General features: G+C 59.1%; 20 protein-coding genes and 2 pseudogenes. 10 read left to right on the top strand and 12 right to left on the bottom strand.

The window, feature by feature from the left end:
• The first annotated feature begins 219 nt into the window (after positions 1 to 219).
• The 3 genes and pseudogenes from BEK68_RS12185 to BEK68_RS24900 form a co-directional block, all read left to right on the top strand.
• Positions 220 to 984, top strand: a complete 765-nt coding sequence (locus BEK68_RS12185; RefSeq protein WP_004630226.1) for a hypothetical protein — start codon at positions 220 to 222, stop codon at positions 982 to 984.
• Between the two features lie 358 nt (positions 985 to 1,342).
• Entirely contained in the window at positions 1,343 to 2,359 is a 1,017-nt protein-coding gene (locus tag BEK68_RS12180; RefSeq protein ID WP_004630227.1) for an SDH family Clp fold serine proteinase, read from the top strand.
• Between the two features lie 359 nt (positions 2,360 to 2,718).
• Positions 2,719 to 2,925, top strand: a pseudogene (locus BEK68_RS24900) (methyl-accepting chemotaxis protein); the annotation flags it as partial.
• Between the two features lie 294 nt (positions 2,926 to 3,219).
• On the opposite strand, the gene BEK68_RS12175 reads toward BEK68_RS24900, so the two are convergent.
• Positions 3,220 to 3,444, bottom strand: coding sequence for a hypothetical protein (locus tag BEK68_RS12175; RefSeq protein WP_004630232.1), 225 nt, complete (start codon positions 3,442 to 3,444; stop codon positions 3,220 to 3,222).
• A 157-nt stretch (positions 3,445 to 3,601) separates the two neighbouring features.
• On the opposite strand from BEK68_RS12175, the gene BEK68_RS26160 reads away from it, so the two are divergent.
• The gene (locus BEK68_RS26160) at positions 3,602 to 3,964 is read left to right on the top strand and encodes a transposase (protein WP_004630237.1); all 363 of its coding nucleotides are present in this window, start codon (positions 3,602 to 3,604) and stop codon (positions 3,962 to 3,964) included.
• Positions 3,913 to 4,761, top strand: a complete 849-nt coding sequence (locus tag BEK68_RS12165) for an IS3 family transposase (RefSeq protein WP_310722459.1) — start codon at positions 3,913 to 3,915, stop codon at positions 4,759 to 4,761. Before BEK68_RS26160 ends, BEK68_RS12165 begins: the two co-directional genes overlap by 52 nt.
• A gap of 76 nt (positions 4,762 to 4,837) precedes the next feature.
• On the opposite strand, the gene istB is transcribed toward BEK68_RS12165, so the two are convergent.
• Both istB and istA read right to left on the bottom strand, forming a co-directional pair.
• On the bottom strand, positions 4,838 to 5,623 hold the full coding sequence (gene istB, locus BEK68_RS12160; RefSeq protein ID WP_004630242.1) for an IS21-like element helper ATPase IstB: 786 nt from the start codon (positions 5,621 to 5,623) through the stop codon (positions 4,838 to 4,840).
• Positions 5,613 to 7,139: an IS21 family transposase gene (gene istA, locus BEK68_RS12155; RefSeq protein ID WP_012760797.1), complete on the bottom strand. Its 1,527-nt coding sequence runs from the start codon at positions 7,137 to 7,139 to the stop codon at positions 5,613 to 5,615. The genes istB and istA overlap by 11 nt, the downstream gene beginning before the upstream one ends.
• A gap of 76 nt (positions 7,140 to 7,215) precedes the next feature.
• Between istA and BEK68_RS12150 the strand changes: the two genes are divergently transcribed.
• Positions 7,216 to 7,494 (top strand): H-NS family nucleoid-associated regulatory protein, encoded by a 279-nt coding sequence (locus BEK68_RS12150; protein ID WP_012760798.1) that lies wholly within the window; start codon positions 7,216 to 7,218, stop codon positions 7,492 to 7,494.
• A gap of 296 nt (positions 7,495 to 7,790) precedes the next feature.
• Here BEK68_RS12150 and BEK68_RS24895 read toward each other — a convergent pair whose 3' ends face one another.
• The 3 genes and pseudogenes from BEK68_RS24895 to BEK68_RS12140 form a co-directional block, all read right to left on the bottom strand.
• Positions 7,791 to 8,216 (bottom strand): transcriptional repressor, encoded by a 426-nt coding sequence (locus BEK68_RS24895; RefSeq protein WP_274521289.1) that lies wholly within the window; start codon positions 8,214 to 8,216, stop codon positions 7,791 to 7,793.
• Between the two features lie 837 nt (positions 8,217 to 9,053).
• Positions 9,054 to 9,801 (bottom strand): annotated as a pseudogene (locus tag BEK68_RS12145) (lipid-transfer protein); the annotation flags it as partial.
• 25 nt (positions 9,802 to 9,826) lie between these two features.
• On the bottom strand, positions 9,827 to 11,245 hold the full coding sequence (locus tag BEK68_RS12140) for a long-chain-fatty-acid--CoA ligase (RefSeq protein ID WP_086004677.1): 1,419 nt from the start codon (positions 11,243 to 11,245) through the stop codon (positions 9,827 to 9,829).
• Positions 11,246 to 11,311: 66 nt separating this feature from the next.
• On the opposite strand from BEK68_RS12140, the gene BEK68_RS12135 reads away from it, so the two are divergent.
• Complete coding sequence (locus tag BEK68_RS12135; protein WP_238563765.1) at positions 11,312 to 11,923, top strand: helix-turn-helix transcriptional regulator; 612 nt, start codon at positions 11,312 to 11,314, stop codon at positions 11,921 to 11,923.
• Positions 11,924 to 12,692: 769 nt separating this feature from the next.
• Here the strand turns inward: BEK68_RS12135 and BEK68_RS12130 are convergent.
• From BEK68_RS12130 to BEK68_RS12115, 4 genes are all read right to left on the bottom strand, one after another.
• Positions 12,693 to 13,121, bottom strand: a complete 429-nt coding sequence (locus BEK68_RS12130) for an ExbD/TolR family protein (RefSeq protein WP_004630254.1) — start codon at positions 13,119 to 13,121, stop codon at positions 12,693 to 12,695.
• Between the two features lie 10 nt (positions 13,122 to 13,131).
• Complete coding sequence (locus tag BEK68_RS12125; protein WP_004630255.1) at positions 13,132 to 13,557, bottom strand: ExbD/TolR family protein; 426 nt, start codon at positions 13,555 to 13,557, stop codon at positions 13,132 to 13,134.
• Between the two features lie 3 nt (positions 13,558 to 13,560).
• Positions 13,561 to 14,472, bottom strand: a complete 912-nt coding sequence (locus BEK68_RS12120) for a MotA/TolQ/ExbB proton channel family protein (RefSeq protein WP_065851735.1) — start codon at positions 14,470 to 14,472, stop codon at positions 13,561 to 13,563.
• A 79-nt stretch (positions 14,473 to 14,551) separates the two neighbouring features.
• Positions 14,552 to 15,340: an energy transducer TonB gene (locus BEK68_RS12115; RefSeq protein WP_004630261.1), complete on the bottom strand. Its 789-nt coding sequence runs from the start codon at positions 15,338 to 15,340 to the stop codon at positions 14,552 to 14,554.
• A 928-nt stretch (positions 15,341 to 16,268) separates the two neighbouring features.
• On the opposite strand from BEK68_RS12115, the gene BEK68_RS12110 reads away from it, so the two are divergent.
• Entirely contained in the window at positions 16,269 to 18,950 is a 2,682-nt protein-coding gene (locus BEK68_RS12110; RefSeq protein ID WP_065851733.1) for a TonB-dependent receptor, read from the top strand.
• A gap of 475 nt (positions 18,951 to 19,425) precedes the next feature.
• On the opposite strand, the gene BEK68_RS12105 is transcribed toward BEK68_RS12110, so the two are convergent.
• A complete protein-coding gene (locus BEK68_RS12105; RefSeq protein WP_238563766.1) occupies positions 19,426 to 21,081 on the bottom strand; it encodes a flavin monoamine oxidase family protein in 1,656 nt (551 codons plus the stop codon).
• Between the two features lie 247 nt (positions 21,082 to 21,328).
• Positions 21,329 to 22,744, bottom strand: a complete 1,416-nt coding sequence (locus tag BEK68_RS12100; protein ID WP_004630273.1) for a ClcB-like voltage-gated chloride channel protein — start codon at positions 22,742 to 22,744, stop codon at positions 21,329 to 21,331.
• Positions 22,745 to 22,886: 142 nt separating this feature from the next.
• Between BEK68_RS12100 and BEK68_RS12095 the strand changes: the two genes are divergently transcribed.
• Both BEK68_RS12095 and BEK68_RS12090 read left to right on the top strand, forming a co-directional pair.
• Positions 22,887 to 25,142: a hypothetical protein gene (locus BEK68_RS12095; RefSeq protein WP_004630274.1), complete on the top strand. Its 2,256-nt coding sequence runs from the start codon at positions 22,887 to 22,889 to the stop codon at positions 25,140 to 25,142.
• A 101-nt stretch (positions 25,143 to 25,243) separates the two neighbouring features.
• Entirely contained in the window at positions 25,244 to 26,671 is a 1,428-nt protein-coding gene (locus BEK68_RS12090; protein ID WP_004630276.1) for an NAD-dependent succinate-semialdehyde dehydrogenase, read from the top strand.
• The last annotated feature ends 216 nt before the right edge of the window (positions 26,672 to 26,887 follow it).

Raw genomic sequence — 26,887 nt, 5'->3', positions numbered from 1 at the left:
ACAAAGAGCGCGCCTCATTCTTGAGGCGCATCTTCCCCACACCATTCGACTAAGCAGGCGGCGCGCCATTGCGGGCTTGCCGCGCTCTCCGGCTTTGCGGTGACTCCAGAGTCTTCGCAGGTACCGTCACGTGCAAAAGAACTTGTCACGCTGGAGGCCAATCGCTTTGGCCTGGTGTTAGGGATGCAGAAAAAATGCTCAATAGCGTTTTAGAAAACCATGAACAACAAATACGCACTCAATTCAATCACTGTTAATGGCGACGGTAATGCGATCGGGACCGGCAACATAGTCAACGTGCTCAAGGAGCACCACGTCCATCATCACAACAATCGAAATGGTGGAGGCGGTGGTGAAAGCGACGGCAAAGGCGAAGTGGGCACAGTGCTGGGCGGGCTGTTGGCTATCGCTCTTGCCATCGCGGCTCTTTCTTATTGGTTCGCCAAATATGAGTCGCAAGTTTATACAGTGGCTTTTATCGTCGCTTTACTGGAGGGGGCTGCCGCGTTCTGTGCTATTGCCGTAACGGTGTATGTCCAAAACTATGCGGCGGCGGGTCGCAATGTCGCCATTCTTACGCTTGCGGCAGTTCTCGCATACACAATCACTTCAGCAGTAGGAGACTACAATCCGCGGCTTACGGAGCTGGCGAATCAGGCGATTGGCTTCAAAGAATTTTGGTGTCAACTGAATTTGTACGGTCAACAGTCGGCTTCGCGGCATGCCCTGCTCGCATCCCTTTTTGTTGTGCCCGGCGTGCTGTTGTTGATGCCGCATGCAATACGGTCCGTTTCAATTGACATTACGGGTGCCTCGGCGGCGATGCGTGTGTTGGCGCCGCTAGCAAAGCTTTCCCCGGCAAGGACGTTGGTAGTGGCGGGGATTCTGTGTTTTGGCGCTGTATACGGGCACTCCGCAGCAGGGGTTGATTTTTGGGCGCACCGGTTTGCCGAGCGAGTAACCATGTTATGCCCTGCACGGTAGGACCGTAGTCTGTTCTTTCGCGCAACGAAGAGAAGGGGGGGGCAGCTCGTTCTTCCCTTTTCGTTCATCAGATCCAAAACTGCGTTGCGGGGCTCGTCGGGCTTGAGTGCTCTCTCAATAAGGGTGTTGCGTAAGAAGATTTTTTTACATCTGATTTAGATATAACTTGTAGAGCCGCTCTATATCAATACTCGTCTTCTTAGGGCGAGAGAGCATCCCTTCTATTGAGGGGTGTTTGTACTGTTGGCGGACATGCATTCTTCTGGCCTATCGCGACAGCGAAAAACATCTCTGACAATGGCCGGCCTGTGGGTAACGTCTATTTGTCGCTACCGATGGACGATCACAAGGAGGAGCAATGGAGGAGAAGCAACTGCTGGAGAGCGTGACCGGCATGTTGGATGCAAACGGAGACCGGGATGTAATCGTAATTAGCCGAGGCGTTAACCGCGAGCTCCACCGAGATCTAACAAAAGCGATTCGGGAAGAGAAACGATACGATAAGTGCACTTTGTACTTGACTACAAACGGAGGCGATCCAGACGGAGCCTTCAGAATTGCGCGGTGTCTTCGTCATCATTACACACACCTTCGCATCGTGATCCCGAGCTACTGCAAAAGCGCTGGTACGCTGATTGCGATTGTTGCAGACGAGCTAGCGATTGGAGACCTTGGCGAGCTTGGCCCGCTAGACATCCAAGTGCCCAAGGATTCGGAGTTGGCCGGACGTAGTTCTGGGCTAGACATAATCCAGGCCATGAACGCCGCGCGTGAGCACACGCAGCGTGCGTTCAAAGAGGCGCTCATTGACATCCGGGGTGCTCGGTTGTCCACAAAATTGGCTGGTGAGTTTGCTACGAAGATTGCCGTCGGTGTTGCGGCGCCGCTATACGCTCAGATTGATCCGATTCGTTTGGGGGAGATGCAGCGGGCTATGCGAATCGCCTACGAGTATGGAAAGCGGCTCAATGAGTACACGAATTCCCTTGCCAACGGAGCCCTCGCCAGTCTGGTTGCAGACTACCCTGCACATGGCTTCGTGATCGATCGAAAAGAAGCGTCGACTCTTTTCACAACTGTCGTCGCCCCTACAGCCATCGAGGACAAATTCTGTACTACACTTGGGCCAATCTTGAACTCGCAGGTTGGCTTCGGACCACACTTCATCCGAGCACATGCGAGCCAAACAGAGGGGAATGAGAATGGAAGCAGCACTGAGGGAACTGGTCAGCACAGTGAACAGAACCCAACAAAACCAGTCGCAGGCAACGTTCCGCGAGGTACAAAAGCGTCAAATGGACAAGGCCGCACAATTCGCGGTAATGGTCGGGGATCGGCAGGCAGCAAGCGTGCTCCCTCGCGCAAAGGGACCTAGTAATCCGTTCTGACTAATCGGCCGTCAAGGGTCGCTAACAAAGCCCGCATCTGCGGGCTTTGTTCTTTCGGGGCCGTGTCGTTTGCCGGTCTTTTTTTAGCAATTCCCTCGTACTCGGCATAGGCTCACAGGCGAGACAGGGGGGCAACACGTCAAAGCAGGGCCATCAATCCGGCACTGAGTTCCAAGCATTTGCCGCTGGCCGCGAGGCGAGGGGGAAGTGCGAACTTCTACCATCGACTAGCTACCCTCCTTACCATCGTCATGCCCCAACGGTCGGGGTTTTGGGCGGGGGCTCCCCCGAAATTGCTCACAACGTTGTGTCGTCAGCGAACCTCTCGCGAGCTGTCATCAATCCTGCGGCCGCCTCCGAGGAACAGAGTCGAGGCATCGAGCAGGTCCACCAGGCAGTCAACCAGATGGATGAGGTGACTCAGCAGAATGCGGCACTCGTCGAGCAAGCAACTGCCGCGGCACAATCGCTTGAAGAGCAGGCGCAGACGCTCAAGGACGCGGTGTCCGTGTTCAAGCTGGCCGACAGCAGCCCTTTTTCTCGGGAAAGCTGAGGTTCGACGCTACTGCACGCCGGTAGTTGGAGTCAGGATTTCGCCGTGCGGTTGGGCGAGGCGAATTCGAGTATGTTGATTTGCACGGAATCCTGACCCCAGGGGGCGGTGATGCGAAAGTTGAACGCGTCGTCGCTGGCGGATCTCGTTCGCAAGACGGAAGTGCTGGGCGTGCCTGTACGGCCACTGGGCGAAGCCTCCGACGCTTCCGACGATTGACCGGACATCCCTTATGAGGCTGCACACGGTGCAACGGGGCTGATGTTCGCGGCGGGTGGCCTGGTTAGCCCAAATTTAAGCTTGTGCCGGGGCCCAGCCAGCGCGCTCTGCAATCACCTGCCACTCCGGCTTGTTCGCGCTGATCATGCTCTCGCAGTATCGGATCAGATACTTGTCGCGGGTGTCGGTACTGTCATATAGGCTTGCAGCAGGCATCCTGCTTTTGCTCCTGTACCACATCTGCATGTTTACGACGACTGGGTTTAGCAGCTCCCTCAGCTTCTCGTCCTCGGTTTTCATCTGAATACTCCCGAGTCTCTTAATACGGCTGGCCACGGTACACACGTCTGTTGATTTGCACCGAATCCTGACCCAGGATTGGAGTGACCCCTTGGGGCTGGACAGGGCGGCAGTTAGGGAGTGATACGCTTGCTGGGCCCCTACAAGGATCAGCTAGATGTCAACAAACGGGTCGTACCGGCGGCATAGTCCGCAATTCAAGTTGCAGCTATGTCACGACATTCGTGACGGCCGCATTGGCCGTCGTGAGGCGCAGCGAACCTATCGAATTTCAGCCAACCTCATTCAGATGTGGCTGAACCAGTTTGATCGCGGTGAGCTTGACAGTGAAGAAGTCGCAGCGTCAACGATCGCAGAATACGAGGTCAAGATCGCTGCACTGGAACGCAAGGTGGGACAGCTCACCATGGAAGTCGACCTGCTAAAAAAAACGTCGCGCCTGCTGCTCGTCAGCAGCAACGAGAACTCATCGATCGTGAGCGGCCCCTTCGTTGCTCCATCCGCCAGGGGTGCAACGTGATCGCGCTGCCTCGCAGTACATACTACTATCGCTCCACGGCCAAAGCTGTCGAGCTCAGTGATGGCCGCTTGGTGGAACTCATTGGCGAGATTCAAGATGAGTTTCCCGGGTATGGTTATCGACGTGTTGTCCGGGAGCTATGCGCACGCGGACATCACGTCAACCACAAACGGGTCGCTCGGATCATGCGGCAGCACGATCTAAGTGTCAGGCCGCGACGCCGATATGCGCGTGCAGGTACCGAGAGTGGAGATCTTGCGGCGTTTCCAAACCTGTATCGCAATGTCATTCCCTCCAAGCCGGATCTGGTCTGGGTGGGGGATATTACGTTCATCAAAGTCGCCGCAGGCTTTGTGTACCTCGCGGCCATTCTGGATGCGTGTAGCCGCAAAGTCGTGGGCTACGCGATCTCTCGTCGCATCGACACCGACCTGACCTTGGCCGCGTTGTTCGCCGCATTGCGAAACAGGCGTCCAACGCCAGGAAGCTGCATTCACCACACCGATCAGGGCTCGCAATATGCAAGCGCGAGGTACCGGGCTGCGCTGCGTGAATATGGTCTGATCGGCTCAATGAGTGCGCCGGGTAACCCTTACCACAACGCCCAGGCCGAGAGCTTTATGAAGACGTTAAAAGTCGAGGAAGTGTACCTGGCCGGTTACCGGACATTCGATGATGTCGCTGCGCGTCTGCCCAGGTTCATTGAAGACACCTACAATGCCAAGCGAATGCACTCGGCGCTCGGCTACGTTTCGCCCAACCAGTTCGAGTCCCAACTCACCCTGCAGGCGGCTTAGTTTCTAACTGCCGCCCTGTCCAGCCCCAAGGGGTCACTCCAGATTTGCATCGAAAACTGACCCACCCCAAAGGCTGTTAGGTGTCGCTTTGTGCGGGTTGTTTGGCGGTGCGTTTCTCCTTCTTGGGCTGGGTGGTGCTGTGCTTGAAACGATAGCTATCGTTGCCGGTTTCAACAATGTGGCAGTGGTGCGTGAGGCGATCCAATAGCGCGGTGGTCATCTTGGCGTCCCCGAAGACGCTGGACCATTCGCCGAAGCTCAGGTTGGTGGTGATGACGAGGCTGGTGCGCTCGTAGAGCTTGCTGATCAGGTGGAACAGCAATGCGCCGCCGGTCTGGCTGAACGGCAGATAGCCCAGCTCATCGAGGATCACCAGGTCGGCATACATGAGTCGCGTGGCCAGGTGTCCCGGCTTGCCTGAGACCTTCTCCAGTTCCAACGCGTTGACGAGCTCCACGGTCGAGAAGAAGCGCACTCGACGGTGATGGTGCTCCACGGCCTGCACGCCGATGGCGGTGCCGAGATGGGTCTTGCCCGTACCTGGGCCGCCGACCAGCACGATGTTGTGCGCCGACTCGAGGAACTCGCAGCGGTGAAGCTGCCGCACCAGTGCTTCGTTGGCCTCGCTGCAACTGAAGTCGAAGCCGGTCAGGTCTCGGTAGGCTGGGAAGCGCGCCACCTTCATCTGATAGGCCAGCGAGCGCACCTCGCGCTCGGTGAGCTCGGCCTTGAGCAGACGCGACAGGATGGCCACGGCCGACTGGTAGGCCGGCGAGTCCTGCGCCGCCAGGTCGCCCAGCGCTTGTGCCATGCCGTGCAGCTTCAACGACTTGAGCATCTCCAACATGACTTCATGCTGCATGATGCACCTCCCGATCTCGCAAGCTGTCGTAGCGGCCGACGTTGGCCTGCGGTTCGACGTGCAGCGCCAGTGCCTGTGGTGAGGTGATCGGTGCCACGGGCTCGCCTTCCAGGAGGCGGCTGAGGATGTTCAGGATGGTTTGCTTGGACGGGGCACCCGCCTCCAGTGCGAGCTCCACCGCAGTGAGCACGGCCTGTTCGTCGTGCAACAGCACCAGCGCCAGGATCTCGACCATCTCGCGATCGCCACCAGGGCGTTTGAGCAGTGTGGATTGCAGGCGTCGGAAGCCCTCTGGCAGTTCGGCGAACGGTGCGCCGTTACGCAGCGCACCGGGCTTACGCTGCAGCACCGCGAGGTAGTGGTGCCAGTCATAGATTGTGCGCCCCGGAAGATGGCTACGGTCGATGTGCCGCACGTGCTCGGCAATCACCTGGCCTTCGGCCACGAACACGAGCCGATTGGCATAGACGCGCAGACTGATGGGCCGGTTGGCAAACGACGCCGGTACGCTGTAGCGGTTGCGCTCGAAGGTCACCAGGCAGGTTGGTGAGACGCGCTTGGTGTGCTCCACAAAGCCATCGAACGGCTGCCCCACGGGCATCAGGTGTGGCCGCTCCAGCGACCAGGCCTCCCAGAGGGTCATGTCCAGCTCAGGATGGCGGGTCTGCTGCCACAGCCGTACGCACTGGTCGGCCAGCCAGTCATTAAGTGCCGCCAGAGAGCCGAATGCAGGGATGCGTTGCCAGATGCGGTGACGGCTGTCCTGCACGTTCTTCTCTATCTGCCCCTTCTCCCAGCCCGAGGCCGGGTTACAGAACTCGGCGTCGAACAGGTAGTGGCTGACCATGGTGCTGAAGCGCAAGTTGACGTCACGCAACTTGCCCAGGCGCACGCGATCCACGGCGGTCTTCATGTTGTCGTAGATGCCGCGACGCGGGATACCGCCCCAGGCCACAAAGGCGTGGTGATGGGCATCGAACAGCATCTCGTGGGTCTGCAGCAGATACGCGCGCAGGAAGAATGCGCGGCTGTGGCTGAGCTTGAACTGAGCCACTTGCAGCTTGGTGCGCTCGCCGGCGATGACCGCCCAGTCCTCGCTCCAGTCGAACTGGAAGGCCTCACCCTCTGCGAAGCGCAGTGGGATAAAGGTGCCTCGCCCCGACGTGCGGGCTTGCTCCTGTTGCTCCTGGCGCCAGCGGCGAGCGAATGCGGCAACGCGATCGTAGGAGCCGGTGAAGCCCAAGGCACACAGATCAGTGTGGATCTGCTTGAGTGTGCGCCGTTGCTTGCGTGGCTTGTTGGCCTCGGTCTTGAGCCAAGCGGAGAGCTTGGCGGCATGGCCGTCGAGCTTGCTCGGACTCTGCCGTGCAGGATAGGCCGGTGCCGTGGTGTCAGCGCGCAGATAGCGCCTGACCGTGTTCCTGGAGATGCCCAGGCGTCTGGCGATCTCGCGCAGCGGGATCTGGTCGCGAAGATGCCAGCGTCGAATGATGCTCAGTATGGCCACGTCGATCACTCCGATCTCCCGCTCGTTGCCGAGCGGGACAGTGTTCTATACGTGGGTCAACATTCGATGCAAAAACCTACCTCGGGTGGGTCAGGATTCCGTGCAAATCAACACCAAGCTAGAGCAGCAACTTGAAGCCGCACGGCGGGCCGAGCTCGACGGCGCAGTTCAACAAGTTCGTCAGATCGTCCAGGAATACGGGTTGACTGTAGATGACCTGGGACTTGCGATTAAGGCGAAAAAGCGCAAAGGGACAACTGTCGCGCCCAAGTATATGGATCCCAAGACTGGTGCGACTTGGTCTGGTCGCGGTAGGGCTCCCGCTTGGATTGGCAAGAACCGCGATCGATTCCTGATTAAGTGAAGGCCGCTGCTGCAGTCTAGAAAAGGTCCCTGCTCTCGGGCGGGGCCTTGGGCGCCTGCTTTACCTGACGGTCAGCAGGAGGAGCTGGTGCCGCCCCCCCCTATCAATTCAGAGGGATACAGCGAAAAACGGTCCGAGTGGCTGCCGGACCATCGCTGCATATGCGCGAACAGAGCGGTATGCAGCGTCTTGCATGATCGACAGTTGTGGGACTTGTTCCCCCGAAGATCGGGAAGAGCGTGTCGGCGGAAATTTCAACGACGCTGGAAATATCCACTCCCGGAGGGCACAGGTTCTTACGCAGGTTCAATCTGAATCAACAGATGTCTGCCAGTTGGATCGACCCCAAGCTTCAGCAACTCAGTCAGCAAAAGGTGTTTTAAATTCCACGTATCAAGACCGACTGAGTAGGCAGATCCGGCGTTGATGAAGGTTAGGCGAATGGAGTCAACGTCGAGTGGTTTGAATTGATATCGAGCCCGATGCCGACCCTTCCCCCAGTCCCGTATCAATAGTCCGGAATCCTCAATCTCGTGGAGGATTCGATATACGGTGCTGACACCTGTGCGCATTCCATCTCGAATGAGCTGGCGATGAATATCTTCCGCACTAATCCCTCCCGCACCCGCAGAGTTGATGATTTTCAATATACTGACTCGGGCAACGGTAGGTCGACAACCAATTGCCCTTAATTTATGCAGAATATACGGTTCAGCGTTCACGGCGATAACAGCCCGCTCATTGTCGTGCGGACCGGGAAGATTGCGAAAGAAGAATCAGTTGCTTTCTTGGTGCAATAAACAAGAATTGGTTTTCGCTAACGAAAGCCGGTGCCTGCGATAGACCCACAGCGATCTTCTGCGTCGACAATCCCATGTTTAACTGGAATCGATGGATAGATGAGTTGAACAGCACCGATTGCAAAAAAACCGCCCATCAAAATTTACGCGATGGGCGGCACCGGAAATCGAGCCGCTGCATAGCAGACCAACAGAATTCGCAGCCAACCTAGATTTGGTGGAAGCTTTTCATTAGCCGCCACCAACAAATGGCATAGTAGAGGCAGCCTGGGAGAAGCGGATAAAAATCAATCGAATGGCTTCTTTGTGCGTGGATTGTTGTCAAAGATTGAAATATTTGCCTGCCATTTTCTCGCAATGCGGAGAATTCGCATTTTGCTGCAAAAACATGCATGTAATTTATTCTTTATTTAATATTTTAATACCAATTTATTATTTAATTTATTTGTAGAAATAATTTTAAGATTTTATTTGTATATCCTTAGCGTTCTATTTGGCGATGGGTGTGCGCGCCAAAAGGAGAGGGAAAGGAGTGAAAGCTTTCTGTAGGAATTTCACTTATTCCCAATTTTTGTGCAGCCATTCCCTATTCTTGTGCAATTTTTCCTTTAATTACTGTTCTTATGGGAATGGAAAGGCTTCTGATGCTCCCATAGAGTTGCTTTGGATAGAGGGTGTTGGTGAGCAGATCAAGGGCACGTGCGGCCTTCCCTCATCAGATACTGGGCCGCAAGACAGCGACGCCATCGCGGCCAGGAGGGTCGGATTGGCCTGAGCGCGGATGCGAACGCTCGCGTCCAACTCATGCTTTTTCGCAAATGCTTCCGAGACCAGCAGCGCCGCAGCAGCGCCGCAAGTCGGGGGGGCAGGCCATGAGCCGGGTCATCACACCGGGCCAGATCATGGGCGAGGCCATGACGTCTTCCTCCGTCACCACCGTGCGGAACAGCGCCAGCGGATTGTTGGCCGCATGACGGCTGGCCTTGGCGCGGATCTTGGCAAACGTCTCGAGCTTCGTGCCGAACTCCTGCATGTGTGCGAGCCCCGCGCCGCCAAAGTAGCGTAGCGCGAATGGCACATCCGGAACGTCGATCAATTCGGCGGTCACCGCGTCAAAGCGTTCGAAGGGGCTGGGCCGATCGCTGAAGACCGAGCCCAGTGCCCCCGGCATCATCTGTTCGAAGCCGAAGGCCAGTGCGCAATCCACCGCGCCGCCGGCAACGGCCTGACGCGCCAGGTAGAGCGCGGTCGAACCGGTCGAGCAGTTGTTGTTGACGTTCACTACCGGGATACCGGTCATGCCAACCTCATAATGCCCGCGCTGGCCGGCGGTGGAGTCGCCGTAGACATAGCCAGCATAGGCCTGCTGCACCTTGCTGTATTCGAGACCCGCGTTGGCCAGCGCGGCCCTGATGGCCTTGGCGGCCATCACCGGATAGGGCTCGCTTGCCCCCGGTTTGATGAAAGGAATCATGCCGGCGCTGGCAACGATCACGGATGAGGTCATGGTTTCTCCTTGTCGATGGATCAATTCAGCGGACTTGTCGCTGTTGCCCTTCCCAGAAGAGCTTGCGCAGCTCGGTCTTGAGGATCTTGCCGGCGCCGGACAATGGCAGCGCATCACAGAAATCCAGGCTGCGCGGGCACTTGTAGCCTGCGATCAGTGTCTTGCAGTGGGCAATGAGTTCCTCGGTGGAAACGGATGCGCCCGGCTTGCGCACCACCACGGCATGCACCGATTCCCCCCACTGGGCGCTCGGTATACCGATGACGGCGCAGGCCGCCACGGCGGGGTGTTGGGTGATGGCGTTCTCGACCTCGGCGGAATAGACGTTCTCGCCCCCCGTCACGATCATGTCTTTCATGCGATCGACAACGAAGACGAAGCCCGCCTCGTCCATATAGCCGCCGTCGCCTGTGTGCATCCAGCGGTTGCGTACGGCGGCCGCGGTCTGCTCAGGTTTGTTCCAGTAGCCCTGCATCACGTTGGGCCCGCGTACGATCACCTCGCCCACGGTGCCACGCGGCACTTCCTGGCCCTCCACATCGACGATTCGTACTTCGGCGCAGAAGGTGGCGCGACCTGCGGAGCGCAGCTTGCCGAGCGTGCGTGCCTGCGGCGTCTGATACACATCTGGGAGAATGGTCGCCAGCGGTGACAGCTCGGTCATCCCGTAGGCCTGCACGAAGCCCACGCCAGGCAGCGCCGCCATCGCCCGCTCAAGTACCGCCTCAGAGATCGGCGAAGCGCCGTAGGCGATGCTCCAGAGCGCGCTCAGGTCGCGGGGTTGCCGCATCGCCGGGTGGTCGACCAGCATCTGGATCATGGTCGGCACCAACAGCAAATGGGTGACGCGATCGCGCGCCAGCACATCGAGCACCCCCTCTGGCGAGAACGCCGGAACCACGCAATGCGTATTGCCCTCGATCCAATGCGCCATCGCAACACCAATGTCTGCCAGGTGGAACATCGGCGCCGCATGCAGATAGGTGCTGCCGGCCGGAGCCAGCCCTTCTGCATGTGCTGCCAGCCCGGAACTGCAAAGATTGGTGTGGCTGAGCATCACCCCCTTGGGGAAACCCGTGGTCCCGCCGGTATAGAAGATGCCGGCCAGATCGTCGCCCCTCCGCACGGCATCGGTCGCCGGCTCGGCCTGGGCCAGCAGCGCCTCGTAGCCATGCATGCCGGTCGGCACATCGCCGTCGTCACAACAGACCACCTCGCGCAGCGTGGTAGCATAGCGGCGGATCTCCTCGGCGAGCGGGCGGAAGGTTTCGTCCACCAGCAGGTGGATCGAGCCCGAATCATTGAGCGAATACAGGATTTCGGACGCCGACCAGCGGGTGTTGCAGGGGTTCAGCACGCCACCGCCCCAGGGCACAGCCATCTGGTACTCGAGGTAGCGGTCGGAGTTCCGGGCCAGCATGGCGACGCGATCGCCGTCCCGCATGCCAGGCTTTGCAGCGCTCCGGCCAGGCGTGCCACGCGGTCTGCGTTTCGATTCGCCAATGCGCGGGTGGCGGAACCGGTCTTCCTGCATGAGATGCTGTTGCGCGTCTTCTGGCGCCTGATGGCCTGGCTAGCAGGCGGGCGCTTGCCGGCCACACGTTTCGACTTCGCCTTTGAAAGCCCGCCCCACGTCGACAGCTACAGCAAAGTCTTTCCAGCACAACTGCAGTTCGGGCAGCGGCAAACGACGATATGGTTCGATGTCGCGTGGCTGCAAAGCCCTGTGCGCCAGGACGAAGCCGCGCTGCGCGCCTTCCTAGCCGATGCGCAAGCCCACATCATCATGCCTCGGCGTGGCAACGACACCATCAGCGCACGCGTGCGCAACCACCTGCAGCACATGCAGCCGGCATGGCCCGACCTTGCCACCACGGCCGATGCGCTACACATGTCCACCGCCACGCCGCAGCGGCGCCTTGCACTGGAGGGTGCATCTTTCCAGTCATTGAAGGACGAGTTGCGGCGCGATATGGCCATCGTTCGTCTGTCGATGTCTTCCGTGCCGTTGGCAGAGTTGGCGCAGGATCTTGGATTTACCGACAGTGCAGCATTTCAGCGCGCATTCAAGAGCTGGACAGGCAGCGCGCCGGGGGTGTATCGCCGAGGCAAGCCGTCATAAAAGGGAATGGCGGGTGGCGAAGACTGAGCGCAACCGTGCGTCGCGGAGCGTAGGGGAGAAAATGGTTCATCGCAGGAAACCGTGGAGCCTTGGAGGTGCGCGCAGACCAGGCTCGGACGTAAGCGGGGTGCAATGCCCTTCGCGTAGCAATGCAACTGCAAGCGAATGAACACACGGCGATGCGCACGGGGCACTGGCAGATGGCTGGGGGCTTGCCAAGCTGACAGCACGCCTTGAAGCCAGCAAGTGCTGTTGACCGACTATCGCACGCAGTTCGGCTTGGCGAACCCGGCAGGTTGATTGGCGCCCACACACAACCAGCTGCGCCGCGACGTGGGACGGTGGCCTAATTTGGCGACAACGGCTTATTTACTGCGCAGTGAATAGGCGTCTACAGTGCTGATCCGGGCTGGCGCCAGCGCGAAAAGCCGCCAGATTCTGTGCGAAAAGGAAAGCTACCCTGGCATCAAGTTTTGGATGTCACTGCAATTGAGATCATGATGAGGGAATCAAGTATCAGCGACGGTCACCATTCTATTTCTCGAAATTGACAGGGGCAGTTATTCAATTTGATTTGACAGATTTTTTCGGAGGAGAATTGAGTTGAAGTGGGAGAATTTTCTGAATTTGATTGGAAGTGAAAAGCGATTGAAAACAAGTAGCGGGCGCTAAGGAAAACACACAAACCTTTCAGGTGTAACTGTGTGCATGCGTGCACGATTTCCGCTACTTGCTTTACATTTTCGCACTTCTTGATCGTGTTGCCTGGCTATTGCATGAACCGCTCGTCGCCGATCAGGCCAATCTTCGTAGCACCCATGCGCTGCGCGGAAGCAAGCACTGCTGCGACACTCCGATACGGCGCAAGCTTGTTCGGCAGCAGACGAATTTCGGCCTGCACCGGCGCCGCCGCCACCTGCGAGAGCTTGGCGTCGAGCGCGGCCTGGTTCACTACCGTGCCGTTCCACAAGATCGTACCGTCGGAGGCGATATCGACCTGCACGACTTCGGGCTGGATAACTGGAGGCGGTGGGTTGCCGACCGGCAGGTTCATGTTGATCACGTGCGTCTGCATCGGAATCGTGATGATCAGCATGATCAGCAGTACCAGCATCACGTCGATCAATGGCGTGGTGTTGATGTCGGCCATCACTTCCGGTTCTCGGCCAATCCCGCTGGATCCTACGTTCATTCCCATAATCAGCTCCTTACCCGCCGCGCGCCGGCGGCTCCGTCACAAATGACACCTTGCTGATCCCCGCGCGCTCACAGGCCGTAATCACCCGGCCAATGAACTCGTAGCGAGTGTTCTCATCACCGCGTACGTCGACTTCGGGCTGCGGCTGCATCACCGACACGGTCTTCAACCGCGCGAGCAGCGTCGCTGCATCCACGTGTTTCTCGTCCCAGAAGATGTCGCCGTCGCGGTTGATCGCGATCGTGACGCTCTTGGGCTTAGTCTGCAGCGGCTGGACCGCCTGTTTCGGCAACTGCACCGGCACCGTATGTGTCACCACTGGAATCGTGATCAAGAAGATAATCAGCAAGACCAGCATGACATCGACGAGCGGCGTGGTGTTGATGTCGGCAATGACTTCGTCCTCATCGCCATCGTGGCCAACGCTCATCGCCATGATTTACCCCACTTGCTCGACCAGTGCAGCCTTTTGAACTACCACCGGACGCTTGGCACGCTGGCCGCCGGCCAACACGACGGCGTGCAGTTGGGCACCAAAGGCACGCACACGTTCCATCACCGACTTGTTGCGGCGTACGAGGAAGTTGTAGCCGAGCACAGCCGGAACCGCGACTGCGAGACCGATTGCCGTCATGATCAGCGCTTCACCCACCGGGCCCGCGACCTTGTCGATCGACGCCTGGCCGGCGATGCCGATTGCCGTCAGCGCGTGATAGATGCCCCATACCGTGCCGAACAGGCCGATGAACGGCGCCGTTGAGCCAACCGTGGCGAGGAACGCGAGGCCATCTTGCAGGCGGTTCGACACGTTCGTGATCGCGCGCTCAACCGAGACGTCGATCCAGGTGTTGCGATCAACCGATTCGAGCAAGGCTTCGTCATGATGCTCACCCGCTTCGACCGCGGTTTCGGCAAGGAAGCGGAACAGCGAGGCCTCGTCCAGCAGCTTGGCGCCCGCGGCAAGCGACGGCGCGCTCCACAGTTGATCGTCGGCGTTCTTCGCACGGCGGTTTGCACGCATTTGCTCCAGGAACTTGGTAACCATGATGTACCAGCTTCCCATCGACATGATCACCAGCAGCATCAGCACGAAGCGAGCAACAAAGTCGCCGTTGTTCCACAGCGCACTGAGGCCGTACGGGTTAGTCACGGTTTCGGTGCTGGCAGGGACTGGCGGCGGCACCGCCTGGTCGGCTGTCGCGCCAGCCGTTTGCGGCGCGATGGTGCTCTGGGCGGGCACCTTCGCGTCACTCACTTGGGCGTACGCCATTTGCGGCGCGACAAAGGTGGTCGCCGATGCCGCGGCGATCAACATGGTTACCGCCATGGCGGCTAGAGAACGCTTCTTCATGTCTGCTCCCGTTCAAACGTTGAACTTCTACAACTTGACTAACAAATCGCTACCAGTACTACTCGACTGCGGGTTCAGATCAGTTCAGGTTGAACGAGAACGGAACTTGGACACGAACCGACTGGCCCTGGGCGATGCAATTGAATTTCTTCACGGCGTTGAATGCCGCGGTATCCAGCGCGGAATCGTCGGACGACTTCGCAATACGCTCATTCGTGATGTGGCCCTGCGGATCAACCACGAATTCGACGAGCACATCACCGGTGACGTTGTTCTCCTGCGCCTCCTTCGGATACCTCACCGATGAGCGCACCTGATCTGAGTTCGGGCAAACCACACCCACTTCGGTGCTCTTCGCCTTGGCTGGAGCAGGCTGCGCCACCGGGGCAGGCGGACCGGGCGGTGCGAGCGCCGGTGTTGAGGGCGCCGGCGCGCTCTGATGTGCGATGGTCGGCTGCGGCGCGGCCTGCACCGGCACTTCGGGTGGCGGTACGAACGGCGGCGGCGCAAGCTTCGGCGACGCCTGATGTACGGTTGGTTTCGGCAGTGGTGGGGGTGGCGGCTTGACCGGCTCGATGATCCTGGTCTCGACCGGATGTTGAATGACTTGCACTACCTTGGTCGCGAGGCCATTGAGCAGTGCATAAATCAACGCCACGTGGATGAGAAGAACGGCAGCGAGACCGCCAAATCGGCGCACGGGGGTCTGCTGTTTTTTTCCGAACTCGCGCGGGCGCCCCGCTCCTTGAACCGGGGACGATCCCACCAAATACTGCCCTTCGATTTTCACTTCATTTCTCCCGGCGTGCGCCGCCAACTGCCGCGACTGAGCGTCATTGCCTTCAGGGTTCTTGCTACGTCGAAACATGGGTGACTTCTGCTCTGTCGCGAGCGCTTACGTCCTGCCGTTGGGGCCGAAGCCCGCATGTCGGCAAATGTTCCGGCGGTGATGACGGTCGTTCTGGTCGAGTCGCCTCTCACGGCGCCACTACGCCGCCCTTAGCGCATTGAAGAGCCTTGCGATCTGACGGCACAACGCTGTGATGCGATTGGGCCCGCAAGGGTGTAGCGCAAGCATGGCGTCATAGCGGGCTTGAGACTCCCGGACGTGCGGCAGTCTCGACAGAAGCAGGCCGAAGCTCATGGTGATGCTCCTCGGAAGGAAAAGATCGGCTGAGCAACGCGCTTGCTGTTCGCGGACGTGGAAGCAGCCGGTCTGATTGGATGAACGGCGGCGATTCTAGGAGAGACACGCTGCCCCGCGAACTGTCACTTGTCACAGTAGACAGGTCCACTCTCACGCAACATCATGTGGCCCAATTTTCAAAGGCAGAGGCGAAGATGTGGAGGCTATGCGGGCAAGAGTTGGGCGCGGTTCTTCCAGCGCATTGCATGCGCTTCCACGCGCTGGTGTTGGCCGCCATCGGCCTGCCGGCGCCATTTTCTGACGCGGAATTCCGGTCATCGCTGGTGAGGGACACTCGCGGATTCGACCCACTTTGATGCAAGCGATTTGGCGTGAGTCCAGAGCAAGTTCGAGCCTTGTGCATGCGCGCGCCTCTGCCAAGGCTCTCGAAATGCTCACGCATACGTAAGCCGCTGCTAAGACCGTTGAAGTGTTCGCACACGCGTAAGCCGCTGCTAAGGCTGCACTGAAGTGGAGCACCGGCAGCCGCAATGACGGTTGCGACATCGCCGTTTTCTACAACACCGATTTTTTTTGGCCGCTCAAGGCGCTCGATCAGCAAGGACGCGCAGATCGCGAACGCCTGGAAGGCATTTGATAGGAATGGGAAATGAAACAAAAAGCATTGGCAGTCGCCATCAAGAAGATCGTCTGGGCGCAGTTGGTGTTGTCGGCCGCACTTGCCGTGCCGGCGTTTGCGCAGAGTCAACCCGTCGCCTCCGAAGGTCCGTCGTCCGAATCGGCCCTGGGCAGCACACCGGCAATCACTGGCCAGGTAGTCACGCCCACCGCGCCGGCGTCAGGTACGCAGACGCCAAAACCTGCCACGTCAACTTCCGGTACGGAGATCACTGGCCCATCGGACAACAAGGTTGCGCAGTTGAAGAAGTTTGAAGTGACAGGTTCGCTGATTCGCAGCTCGGACAAGACGGGCTTCAATCAAGTCCAAACGGTCACGCAGAAGGAGATGCTTAACAGCGGGGCCACCACGGTCTCGGATTTTCTCCGTGGCACGAGCGCCAACTCGGGAAGCAGTTGGGGGGAAGACACGGTGCTGAGCCAGTCGCCGGGCGGCACGGGTATTGCACTGCGCGGCATGAGCGAGAAGTACACCCTCGTGCTGGTGGACGGCCAGCGCGCCGCGCCGTACGCCTTCGCAAACGGCGGCACCGACACGTTCTTCGATGTCAACACGCTACCGTTGAACATGATTGACCGCATCGAGATCGTCAAGACGGGCGCTGTGTCGCAGTACGGCTCGGATGCGATTGCGGGTGTGGTCAATGTCATCACGAAGAAGAACTTCCAGGGCCTTCAGCTTGACGCAAGCGCGGGCGGCGCCCAGCACGGTGGCGAGGGCACAACGAGCTTCAGCATGTTGGGTGGCTTTGGCAATCTCAACTCGGATCGCTTCCATGTGACGGCAGCGCTCAGCCACTACCGCTCCAGTGGCGTTTCCATGTCGCAGCGGGATTTCGCGCGCAACGAGAACTACGCTGCGCTGCCAGGCGGATACTTCTCTCAGCCCAGCTCTTTCTTCATGACGCCTTCTGGCCCGCAGGCGCTGAGCCCCTGCGGACCTACAGGAACGGTCACCTCCGCGCTCAACAATCTGCAAACAAAGTCTGACGGTACGGTCTGCTCTCAAAACGGCGCGAGTGGACAATCGCTCGCAGCGCAGACAGAGCGCACCAGTGCCAAGGTGCACGCCACCTTCAAGGTCAGCGATAACGTCGAGGCCTTTGGCGACATCTGGGGCAGCCACAACACCACGTCGCTCATGTCCGGCCTGGCTGGCTTTGGAGCAGGCGCACTCGTGCCTTCGCTTTACTACACGGGCAGTGAATTTGCTGCGTTCGCTCCCACGGTCGGCGGAAATGCGCTGACCTATTACTTCCCGAAAGCGCAGGCGGTGAACACCACATCCAACTTCTATCGTGTGTCGACCGGCATGAAAGGCTCGCTCAGCACGACGAGATTCGGCGACTGGGATTGGGCCGCGTCTTATGGGCATTCGCAAAGCGTGGTGTCCAACGCCTACACAAACCAGGTCAATGCATCTGCGGTATTGGGGTACACCGATAGCGTGACGCCTGCCACGTTCAGCGCAGCTACGCTCAATGGCTTACCTGGTGTGCTGGGTACCTCCTATAACCAGGGGATCTCGAAGCTCGATGTGGTGGATGCGACGATCTCAACCCCGAACCTGTTCAAGCTGCCTGCGGGCGACGTAGGGATCGGTCTTGGCGCACAGTTCCAGCATCAAAGCGAATACATCGGTCCGGGCTCCACCGCATTTGTGAACCCGTACACTCAGGCGGTGGACGGCAACCGTAATGTCGCCGCGCTGTACTACCAGGCCGACATTCCGATCGTGCGTGGCCTAACATTCGGCCAGTCCGGCCGCTATGATCGATACAACGACTTCGGCGGCGTCTATTCGCCACGCTTTGCACTGCGCTATCAGCCGGTGCGCGACTTGACCATGTATGCCTCGTATAACCGTGGCTTCCGCGCGCCGACGCTGATTGAGCTCTACCAGGCGGCAGCCGTGACCTATCAGACCGTCAACAATCAGAACGTCAACGAGTACTTTGTCGGCAATCCGAGCTTACAACCCGAGCGTACGAAGAATTTCAACATCGGCTTCCAGTCGTCGCCGACCCGGACCACGGACTTCGGCCTCGACTATTACAGGATCGATGTCAGCAACGTGATCGGTCAGCCGAATATCGTCGCAATGGTTAACGCCAATCCGGGGCAGCCGATGTACAAGCTCGGGTACACGAATCTCTCGTATCTGCGTACCGAGGGTTTCGAAGCCACGTTCAAGCAGGTGGTACCAACGACGATCGGCACATTCACACTGGCGGGTGATTGGGCCTACGTGTGGCACTTCACGATGCCGATGAGCGGGGTCGCGACCGATTTCGCGGGCAATAACGGCGCAAACAACACGGTGTTCGGCGGGGCTTTCCCGCGCTGGAAGGGCACCACTGAGCTAAGTTGGGCTTATCGCAAGTGGACGACCACTCTTACTTGGAAATACACCGGTCCCTACACACAAGTGATTAACCCCGGCTCAGATGCCGCTTCCTATAGCCAGTTCAATCTGTTTGTGTCTTACACCGGCATCAAGAACTGGACGCTGTATGCGGGCATCAATAACCTGTTCAACCGCACCCCGCCGTTTGACCCGGTATGGATGTACACGTACCGCGGCGCCTATGATCCGTCGCTGTACTCGGGCATCGGCCGCTACGGTCAAATCGCTGCAACTTATAGGTTCTGATAACGGCATTTTCTGCACGACACCGCACGGCAACGAAGCTGACGGCGATGCCTTTTTCGCGGGGCAAGCTCACCACGATGAAAAAGGCCGCCGAATCGGCACTAGCAGCGCTGCGCGCACGTACAAGCCGCACCGTGCCGCGAATCGATTGAACGAAGCCGCCAACTCTAGAAAAAGCCACGGACCACACAGCGGTCAACCGTCGTGTGGTCCGAGCCGGCATGTTGATCCTGCTCGACCGCGACCATGCGCGTGAGCCTGGAGCGCCGCGACGTCTAGAAGGTCAACGATATCTCGGCGGACGGTCGTCTGCTGCCGGTGCCCGCACCATAACGATCAACCAGCGTGTCACCACGCAGTTGTGCGCGTACTAACTGGATAACGCGTCGTTGCGGTCATAGCTGTGCGCCGCTGGAATTTGCTGCGCGCCCTCGGCTGAGACATCACCAGACCTTGGTAGCGCGTTCCTGCTCAATTACAGCGCCATGATCTTCGCGACTTCGCGGGTACCACTCAAATAAGCCCCATGGACAGTCCCCCGATAATCTCGGTTGGTATGTTCTCCAGCGAAAAACACCTTGTTGTTGATCGCCTCAGCCAAGGTATCAAAGTCAGCTGAGGTGGTGCCGCTTGCCGCGTAGGAGTAGGCGCCGAAGGAATTCACGTTCTTTCCCCAAGCTGTGCGCAGCATGTTCGTCGGGAAAGGGATGGAGCTTCCGTAGATGGTCTGGAGATTGGCCATAATCGCGTTAATGACCTCGCTGTCCGTCATGGCTTCCGTGGCGGTGGCATAGTCGCCAAAAGCGAATGTCATCAAGGCGTTCGCTGATGCGAGATACTTGTTGATATTGAGGTAGTAGTTAAATTGCCCAAGGCTGTCGGGAGTGTAGCCAATATACTGCAAGCTTGTATCCCAGAATGGCGCGTTCCAGGTTAGCAAGAATTTATTGATATTTCCCATACCCATATTGGCAATGGCGGCGGCCTTCTCGCTAGGCAAGGCCGGTATAAACGTGATGGCGTTGCTCTTGAGAACCCCCAATGGCACAGTAACAACAACGGAGTCGGCTTGATAGATCTGGCCACCAGTTGTCGCTACAGTCACTTGATCTCCTGAGTAATCAATGATTGCAACCTGGGTGTTCAAGATCAAGTTCAAGCCTTTCGCCAAATAGTTGGCCACGGTGTCATAGCCATTGGTAACAATGACATCATCGCCGCTGAATTGCCGATCATCTTCAAAATATAGGGATGATATTTTGGAGACATCTCCGCCTACATCAAACTCAAGGTAGGCGGAGAGCATGTATTTCCATAGCCGGTCATTCTGGTATTGGGGATAATTACTATTGAAGACCGCCGCAAAACTTTGATTCAGGCTGCCCAAACCAGGAATGCTGTCTCGAACGGTATTGTAAGTATGTTCGGTGCTGGTCAGCGTAGCGTCAGGGTAGGCTGCACCATTGACATCATGGACGACGACATTGTGGTCATCAGTGAGGAAGGTAGTGGCACCAGCTTGCGCTGCAAGCGGAGTGATAGGGTTGCCGTTGGGTCTGTGAATCCAACTGGCTCCCTGATCAAAGGGAATCCCCAGGCTTCTGTCCGTGCTTAGCCGTCCTCCCACTTTGGATTGGGACTCCAGCACCGTAACGGCGTAGCCTTGCTGCGCCAATTGACTAGCGGCTGACAACCCAGCAATGCCGGCGCCAATAACGATGACCGATCTTGTGGTTGTACTGCTGCTGGAGATTTTCTTGATTGACGACGTGGTTGTCTCCGCAGCATTCTCACTCTGCACGCAAGCGGTCATTAATGCCGATGTCAGCACCGAAGGGGCCAAGGTTCCAAATGATAGCGTATGTAAAGCATTTCTTAGAAACGTCCTTCTGTGAATTGCAGGTTTTTCCAGTGCCTTAATCATATAGGTGGCTAGCTCTTGATGTTTGCCGTCCGCTATTTCGCCTCGAAAGGCGTCAATTTTATTGACTCCAATCGGCGAATCGTGTATTTCGAAGTTTTCATTTTCATTTGGCTGTTCTTGTTCCGTCATTTGTCCCATTTCACTCTCACTTAAGAAATACGCCATCACCCCGTTGCCAACCGTTCTGGCGGTCTTGCGCTTCGGCATTAGTACCGGTTCGTGCAAATACGACCATCTCGCGCTTCCCTGCAGCGACCAGCCACCACACCAACAGGAATTTCGCCGCCCACGTGGAATTCCCGATGCCCATCCCGGTCACCGTTTCAACGGAAGATGGCCGCGCATTGTCTCGGGTCGCTGCTTTAATCCGTCTATATGAACCATGTCGGCTCTTATGAAAAGGGGACGTTGACGTTGCCTCGGGGCCCAAGGAACGCGCCTAGCTCGGATTCGCTTATTGAGGTCGCTTCAGGTCAGAAGCCCAGGCGACACTTGCATCTTTTGCTTGCTTCTCGCCCACGCCTTGGTCGCGCGCAAGCGAACGCGCATACACGGAAGGTGCGCCTGCCGCGTTCGCGGTCACATAGCCGGTCATGCATGCCAGCATCAGCGGCAACACGACCTGATAGCTCAGCGTCATCTCGAAGATCATCAGGATCGACATGAGTGGCGCGTGCGTCGTAGCCGCCAGCAGTGCTCCCATGCCGACGATCGCATAGCTTGCTGGAACGGCCGCGGCAGCGGGCAGCAGCGCATGCATGGCCGAGCCATACAGAAGGCCCAGCGCTGCGCCGCAGAAAAGCGTGGGTGTGAAGATGCCGCCCACCGCACCTGAGCCAGCACTGGCGGCAGTCGCAAGAACCTTGCACAGCAGCACCAGCGTCACCCCCTGCCACTGCCACGGCTCGTGCAGAAAGCTGTTGACCACGCTGTAGCCGTTGCCCCACACCTCGGGCACCTTCACCGAGAACACGCCCACCACCAGCCCGCCTAGCGCCATCCGCACTGCAAACGGCAATGGAATATGCAGGAAGCCATCACGCGCACGGTCAATCAGCACCAGCAGCAACGGCCCCGCCATACCAGCCGCAAGCCCTAGGCCGAGATACGTGAACACCTCCCAGCCGGAAACGAAATTGAAATGCGGCATCGCATATGCCGCGCCGTAGCCAAAGAACTGACGCACAACGATGTCTGACATCACCGTGGCAATCAGCATCGGGCCGAGCTTGGCGGTGGTAATCGAACCGTAGACGATCTCGCACACGAACACCGCGCCGGCGATCGGCGCGTTGTAGGCCGAGGTCAAACCTGCGGCCGCGCCGCATGCCACGAGCAGGCGCAACTGGTCGGTCGAAATCATCGTCACGCGGCGCAGCACCCGGCCGGCGAGCGAGCCGCACAATGCGGCCAGTTGCACCATTGGCCCTTCGCGCCCAATCGACGCTCCGCTGGCCACTGAGCACAGGGAGGAAGCGCTGCGCAGCAGGCTCTGTCGCGCACTGAGCACACCGTCGCCGATGGCGATTGCTTCCATATAGTCTTCCGAGCCGTTGCGCGAGATCCATTTCGAGCCGATCTGCAGAAGCAGTCCGGCCAACAGACCTCCCACAGTGGGCACCAGCACCCGAGCCCACCACGGCAGCGCTCGTGCCACGGCCACCAAATCCTGGTCGGTGCGGGAAAGCCACCACTGCAACACCCGCAGGCATTCGCGGAAGAGAATCGTCGCCAGCGCTCCGATGCAGCCCAGCGCGCCGGCCAGCACAAGAAGCAGGTGCGCGCGCTGGAGTGGCAGCCACATAGCCAACCGCTGCAGCAGCGCGAGCGAGCCGCTTCTATCGGCAGATGGCAACGGGGCGTGCGGCATGGCGAATCCTCAATCCTTCAGGCCGCCATGGTAGAGGGGGACTTATCAGACGATTTGCGAAATTCGGCACGCACTTTCGAAGATTTGCAAAAGGCGGGGTGTGGGTCTGCCTAGACTCTTGTTGACTACTGTGAAGCCCACGATGACACACTCCGCATACCCCAGCACGTACATGGCCCACAGGGCCGGCACTGCCACCGTTACGCCGTCCGGCGCCTTCGAAGCGGGCAGTTTTCAAGAGTTTGTGCTGACGTACACGGCCGGCTACTTCGGTATCGACGATACGGGTAGCCTGAAGATCGTCCACCGGTTTGCGAGCGATATGGGCAAACCGCAGTTCACCGATCCGACCGCGCCGAACTACGTCACTGCGAAGGCCAGCAACGGCGCAATCCTGGCACTGGAGTACGACGGTAAGCGCAACGTTCGACCGTGGGACAAGACGCTGATGATCCGGGTGGTGAAGGGCTTTCTGCGCGAAGGCGACCAGATCACCGTACGCTTCGGCGATCGTCGCGGCGGCTCCCCCGGGTTGCGCGTGCAGACCTTCTGCGAATCCACCTTCGAGTTCAAAGTGCTAGTCGACCCGTGGGCTACTTACACATATATCGAGTTGCCCGTGCAGCCGGTCATCGCCGTCGTGGCAGGACCCGCTGTAAGCCGCAAGCTGCTGGCGCCCACTCTATGCCGCGCCGGAGAGTCCTTCCGGCTGGGCTTCAAGGGCGAGGATAAATGGGGTAACCCGAGCGACAGGATCGCGGGGCGCTTTCACCTGCGGGCCTCCATGCCGGTGGACGGCATACCGGATGCAATCGACGTCAAGCGAGGTACACATGCTTGTACCATCGACGGATTGTCCTGCAACACGCCCGGGCTGTTGACCTTCGAGATCGCCAATCGGGCAGGAGAAGTCGTCGCGCGCTCCAATCCGGTCAAGATTGTTGCCAATGCCGAGCGGCTTACCTACTGGGCAGATCTGCATGGCCAGTCCGAGGAAACGATCGGGACCAATTCCGCCCGGGAACTGATCGAATTCGCGCGCGACCGCGCGTTCCTCGATGTCATGAGCCACCAGGGCAACGACTTCCAGATCACGCTGCCTTTCTGGCATGAGCTCAACCGGCTCACCGCCGAGTTCAACAAGGACGGCAGGTTCATCATCTTCCCCGGCTACGAATGGTCGGGCAACACCGGCCTGGGGGGCGACCGAAATGTACTGTATGCGAAGGAAGGCTGCACCCTTCACCGGTCTCACCATGCCCTGGTCGAAGATTTGGCCGATGCGGACACCGACGCCCATAGCGCGAACGAACTGTTCGAGAAGCTGGCGCACGAGGACTGTGTCGTCTTCGCCCATATCGGCGGGCGCTATGCAGACATTAAGATGGCGCACGATATCCGCATTGAGAAATCCATCGAGATTCATTCCGACTGGGGCACGTTCGAGTGGTTGTTGGAGGATGCTTTCGATCAAGGCTATCGCGTGGGCATTCTCGCGAATTCCGATGGCCACAAAGGCCGGCACGGCGCCAGCCATCCGGGCGCCTCGTTGTTTGGCGCATACGGTGGCCTGAGTTGTCTGCAGGCGACCGGGCTGACACGGCCGGCCATCCTAGAGGCCCTGCGCAAGCGGCGCCATTACGCGACGACCGGAAGCCGCCTGTTCCTTGACGTCGGCGTACAGGTTGATGAAAGCGCAGCGCTCTATAGCGACGACCCGCAGATGGGCGGCCGGGTGGTGGCGCAAACCTCCTCGCTCTCCATGGGTGATATCGCAAGCTATGCCGGTAAGGAGGCGACTTTCAAGGTGGAACTCCATAGCGGCTCGCCGATCGACCGACTCGAGATTCGTAACCGGACGCGCGTCGTCCAGACTGTCCGTCCAACGTTCGATGCATCGCGCAGTCGCCGCATCCGGCTGATCTGGGAGGGCTCGGAATATCGCGGCCGCGGCCGCCAAACCATCTGGGACGGAAGCCTGGAGGTATCCGGCAACGCGATCGAACGCATCGACGGCATCAACTGGTGGAACCTGGACAAGCGCCTGCTGCTTGAGGATAAGCACAACGTGCGCTGGGAATACCTGACGACCGGCGGCTTTGGCGGGATCGAGCTGTGGCTGGATCAGGCCAGTGGCGGCGAGTTGCGTCTGAACACAGGACCCGTGCAGATGGTCCTGCCGATCGACGAGGTGAGCGGTGAAGACACGGTGTTCGAGGCAGGCGGCCTGGGGCGCAGGGCACGTGTCTACCGCCTGCCCGAAGAGAACCGGATGCTGTCCTACGTCGGCGAAGCCGTAGTGCCGTTGAACGAGACGGGTGACAACGCCTTGTATGTGCGCGCCGTGACCGAGGATGGCCATCTCACTTGGTCTTCGCCCGTGTACCTGATCGATTGACGCTTGCACACGGTGTATGGCCGCTCATACCAGGCGTGCCCCGTGCCTGCTACCACGATTGCGCATCGCCGCCTAAGAGAACAAGCACGGAGAAGAACTTGATGGGGTACCGCAAGCTGTCGCTCTACATCGACGGAGAGTTCGTTTCTGAAGGTCGGCATCGGCAGGAGGTGCTTGACCCAGCCACGGGCCAAGTCATAGGACATTTGCCGCATGCCACGCGCGAGGACCTCGATGCGGCACTTGCCTCGGCCGAGCGGGCCTTCCAAGACTGGCGCCGTACTTCGCCCCTGGAGCGCAGCGCGGTGCTCAGGCGGGTAGCTCAGCTGTCACGCGAACGTGCGCCGGAGATCGCGCGCAATATGACGCTCGACCAGGGCAAGCCGCTTGCGGAAGCGATGACCGAGGTGATCGCTTGCGCCGATCATGCCGACTGGCATGCGGAGGAATGCCGCCGCATCTATGGCCGGATCATCCCGCCACGCGAGCCGGACGTCCGCCAGATGGTACTGCGCGAGCCCGTCGGCGTCTGCGCCGCGTTCACACCGTGGAACTTCCCGTACAACCAAGCCATTCGCAAGGTGGCTGCAGCGCTCGGTGCGGGCTGCACCATCATCCTCAAGGGACCGGAGGATTCGCCCAGCGCGGTCATGGCGATTGCCGAAATGTTCCACGACGCCGGCCTGCCGCCAGGCTGCCTGAGCCTAGTGTGGGGCAAGCCGGCAGAGATATCGGACTATCTAATCCGCTCGCCCATCGTGCGCAAGATTTCCTTTACCGGCTCCGTGGCCGTGGGGCGTCAACTGGCAGCGCTTGCGGGCGCCCATATGAAGCGGGTGACCATGGAACTGGGCGGACATTCGCCGGTGATCGTATTCGACGATGCCGATATTCCCCGCGCCGCGATGATGCTCGCGCGCTTCAAGGTCCGCAATGCAGGCCAGGTTTGCATTGCACCTACGCGCTTTTATGTCCAGCGGCACGTGTACGCTGCATTTCTCGACTTCTTTGTTGCCGAGCTCAAGCGTGTTCGTGTGGGCAATGGCCTGGAAGCCAACACCGAGATGGGGCCGCTGGCGCACCCTGGCCGCGTGGCAGCGATGGAGGGCCTGGTGGCCGATGCCGTCGGGCGCGGCGCTACGGTGGTCAACGGAGGCCAGCGGCTGCCCGGCGCCGGCAACTTCTTTCCGCCGACGGTCATCACCAATCTGCCGGATACGGCCCGGCTGATGCAGGAGGAGCCGTTCGGGCCAATCGCGCCTGTTGTGCCGTTCCGTACTCTGGAGGAAGTGCTAGTGCGAGCCAACAGCCTGCCCTTCGGGCTCGCATCCTACGTCTTCACGCGCTCGCTGGAGACAGCCACCCGCGTCTCCAACGGGCTGGAGGCGGGCATGGTCAATGTCAACCATTTCGGCAGTTCGTTACCCGAGACACCCTTCGGCGGCGTGAAGGACAGTGGCATTGGCAGCGAAGGCGGTACGGAGACCTTCGATGGCTACCTAGTCACCAAATTCATCTCGCAGCGCTAGACCCAGCAGCGTACGAGTGTGACCTCAAAGACTTGATTGGCACAGGAAATGCGCTAAGCCCATGACATCTGACCGGCGCGATCCCGAATCTCGCAAAGCGTCTTGCGAATCGCGGAATATCACCGCCAGAATTGCAATTAGGCTTCCATCGAGCATCGCGCGAACGGATACCGTGCCGGAGCCGCGTCCGGCAGGTGCGATGGCGAGACGGAAGCC

Source organism: Ralstonia pickettii (assembly GCF_001699815.1).
In the GTDB taxonomy this organism is placed as follows: domain Bacteria; phylum Pseudomonadota; class Gammaproteobacteria; order Burkholderiales; family Burkholderiaceae; genus Ralstonia; species Ralstonia thomasii.
This window is presented reverse-complemented; position numbering and strand designations above follow the sequence as displayed.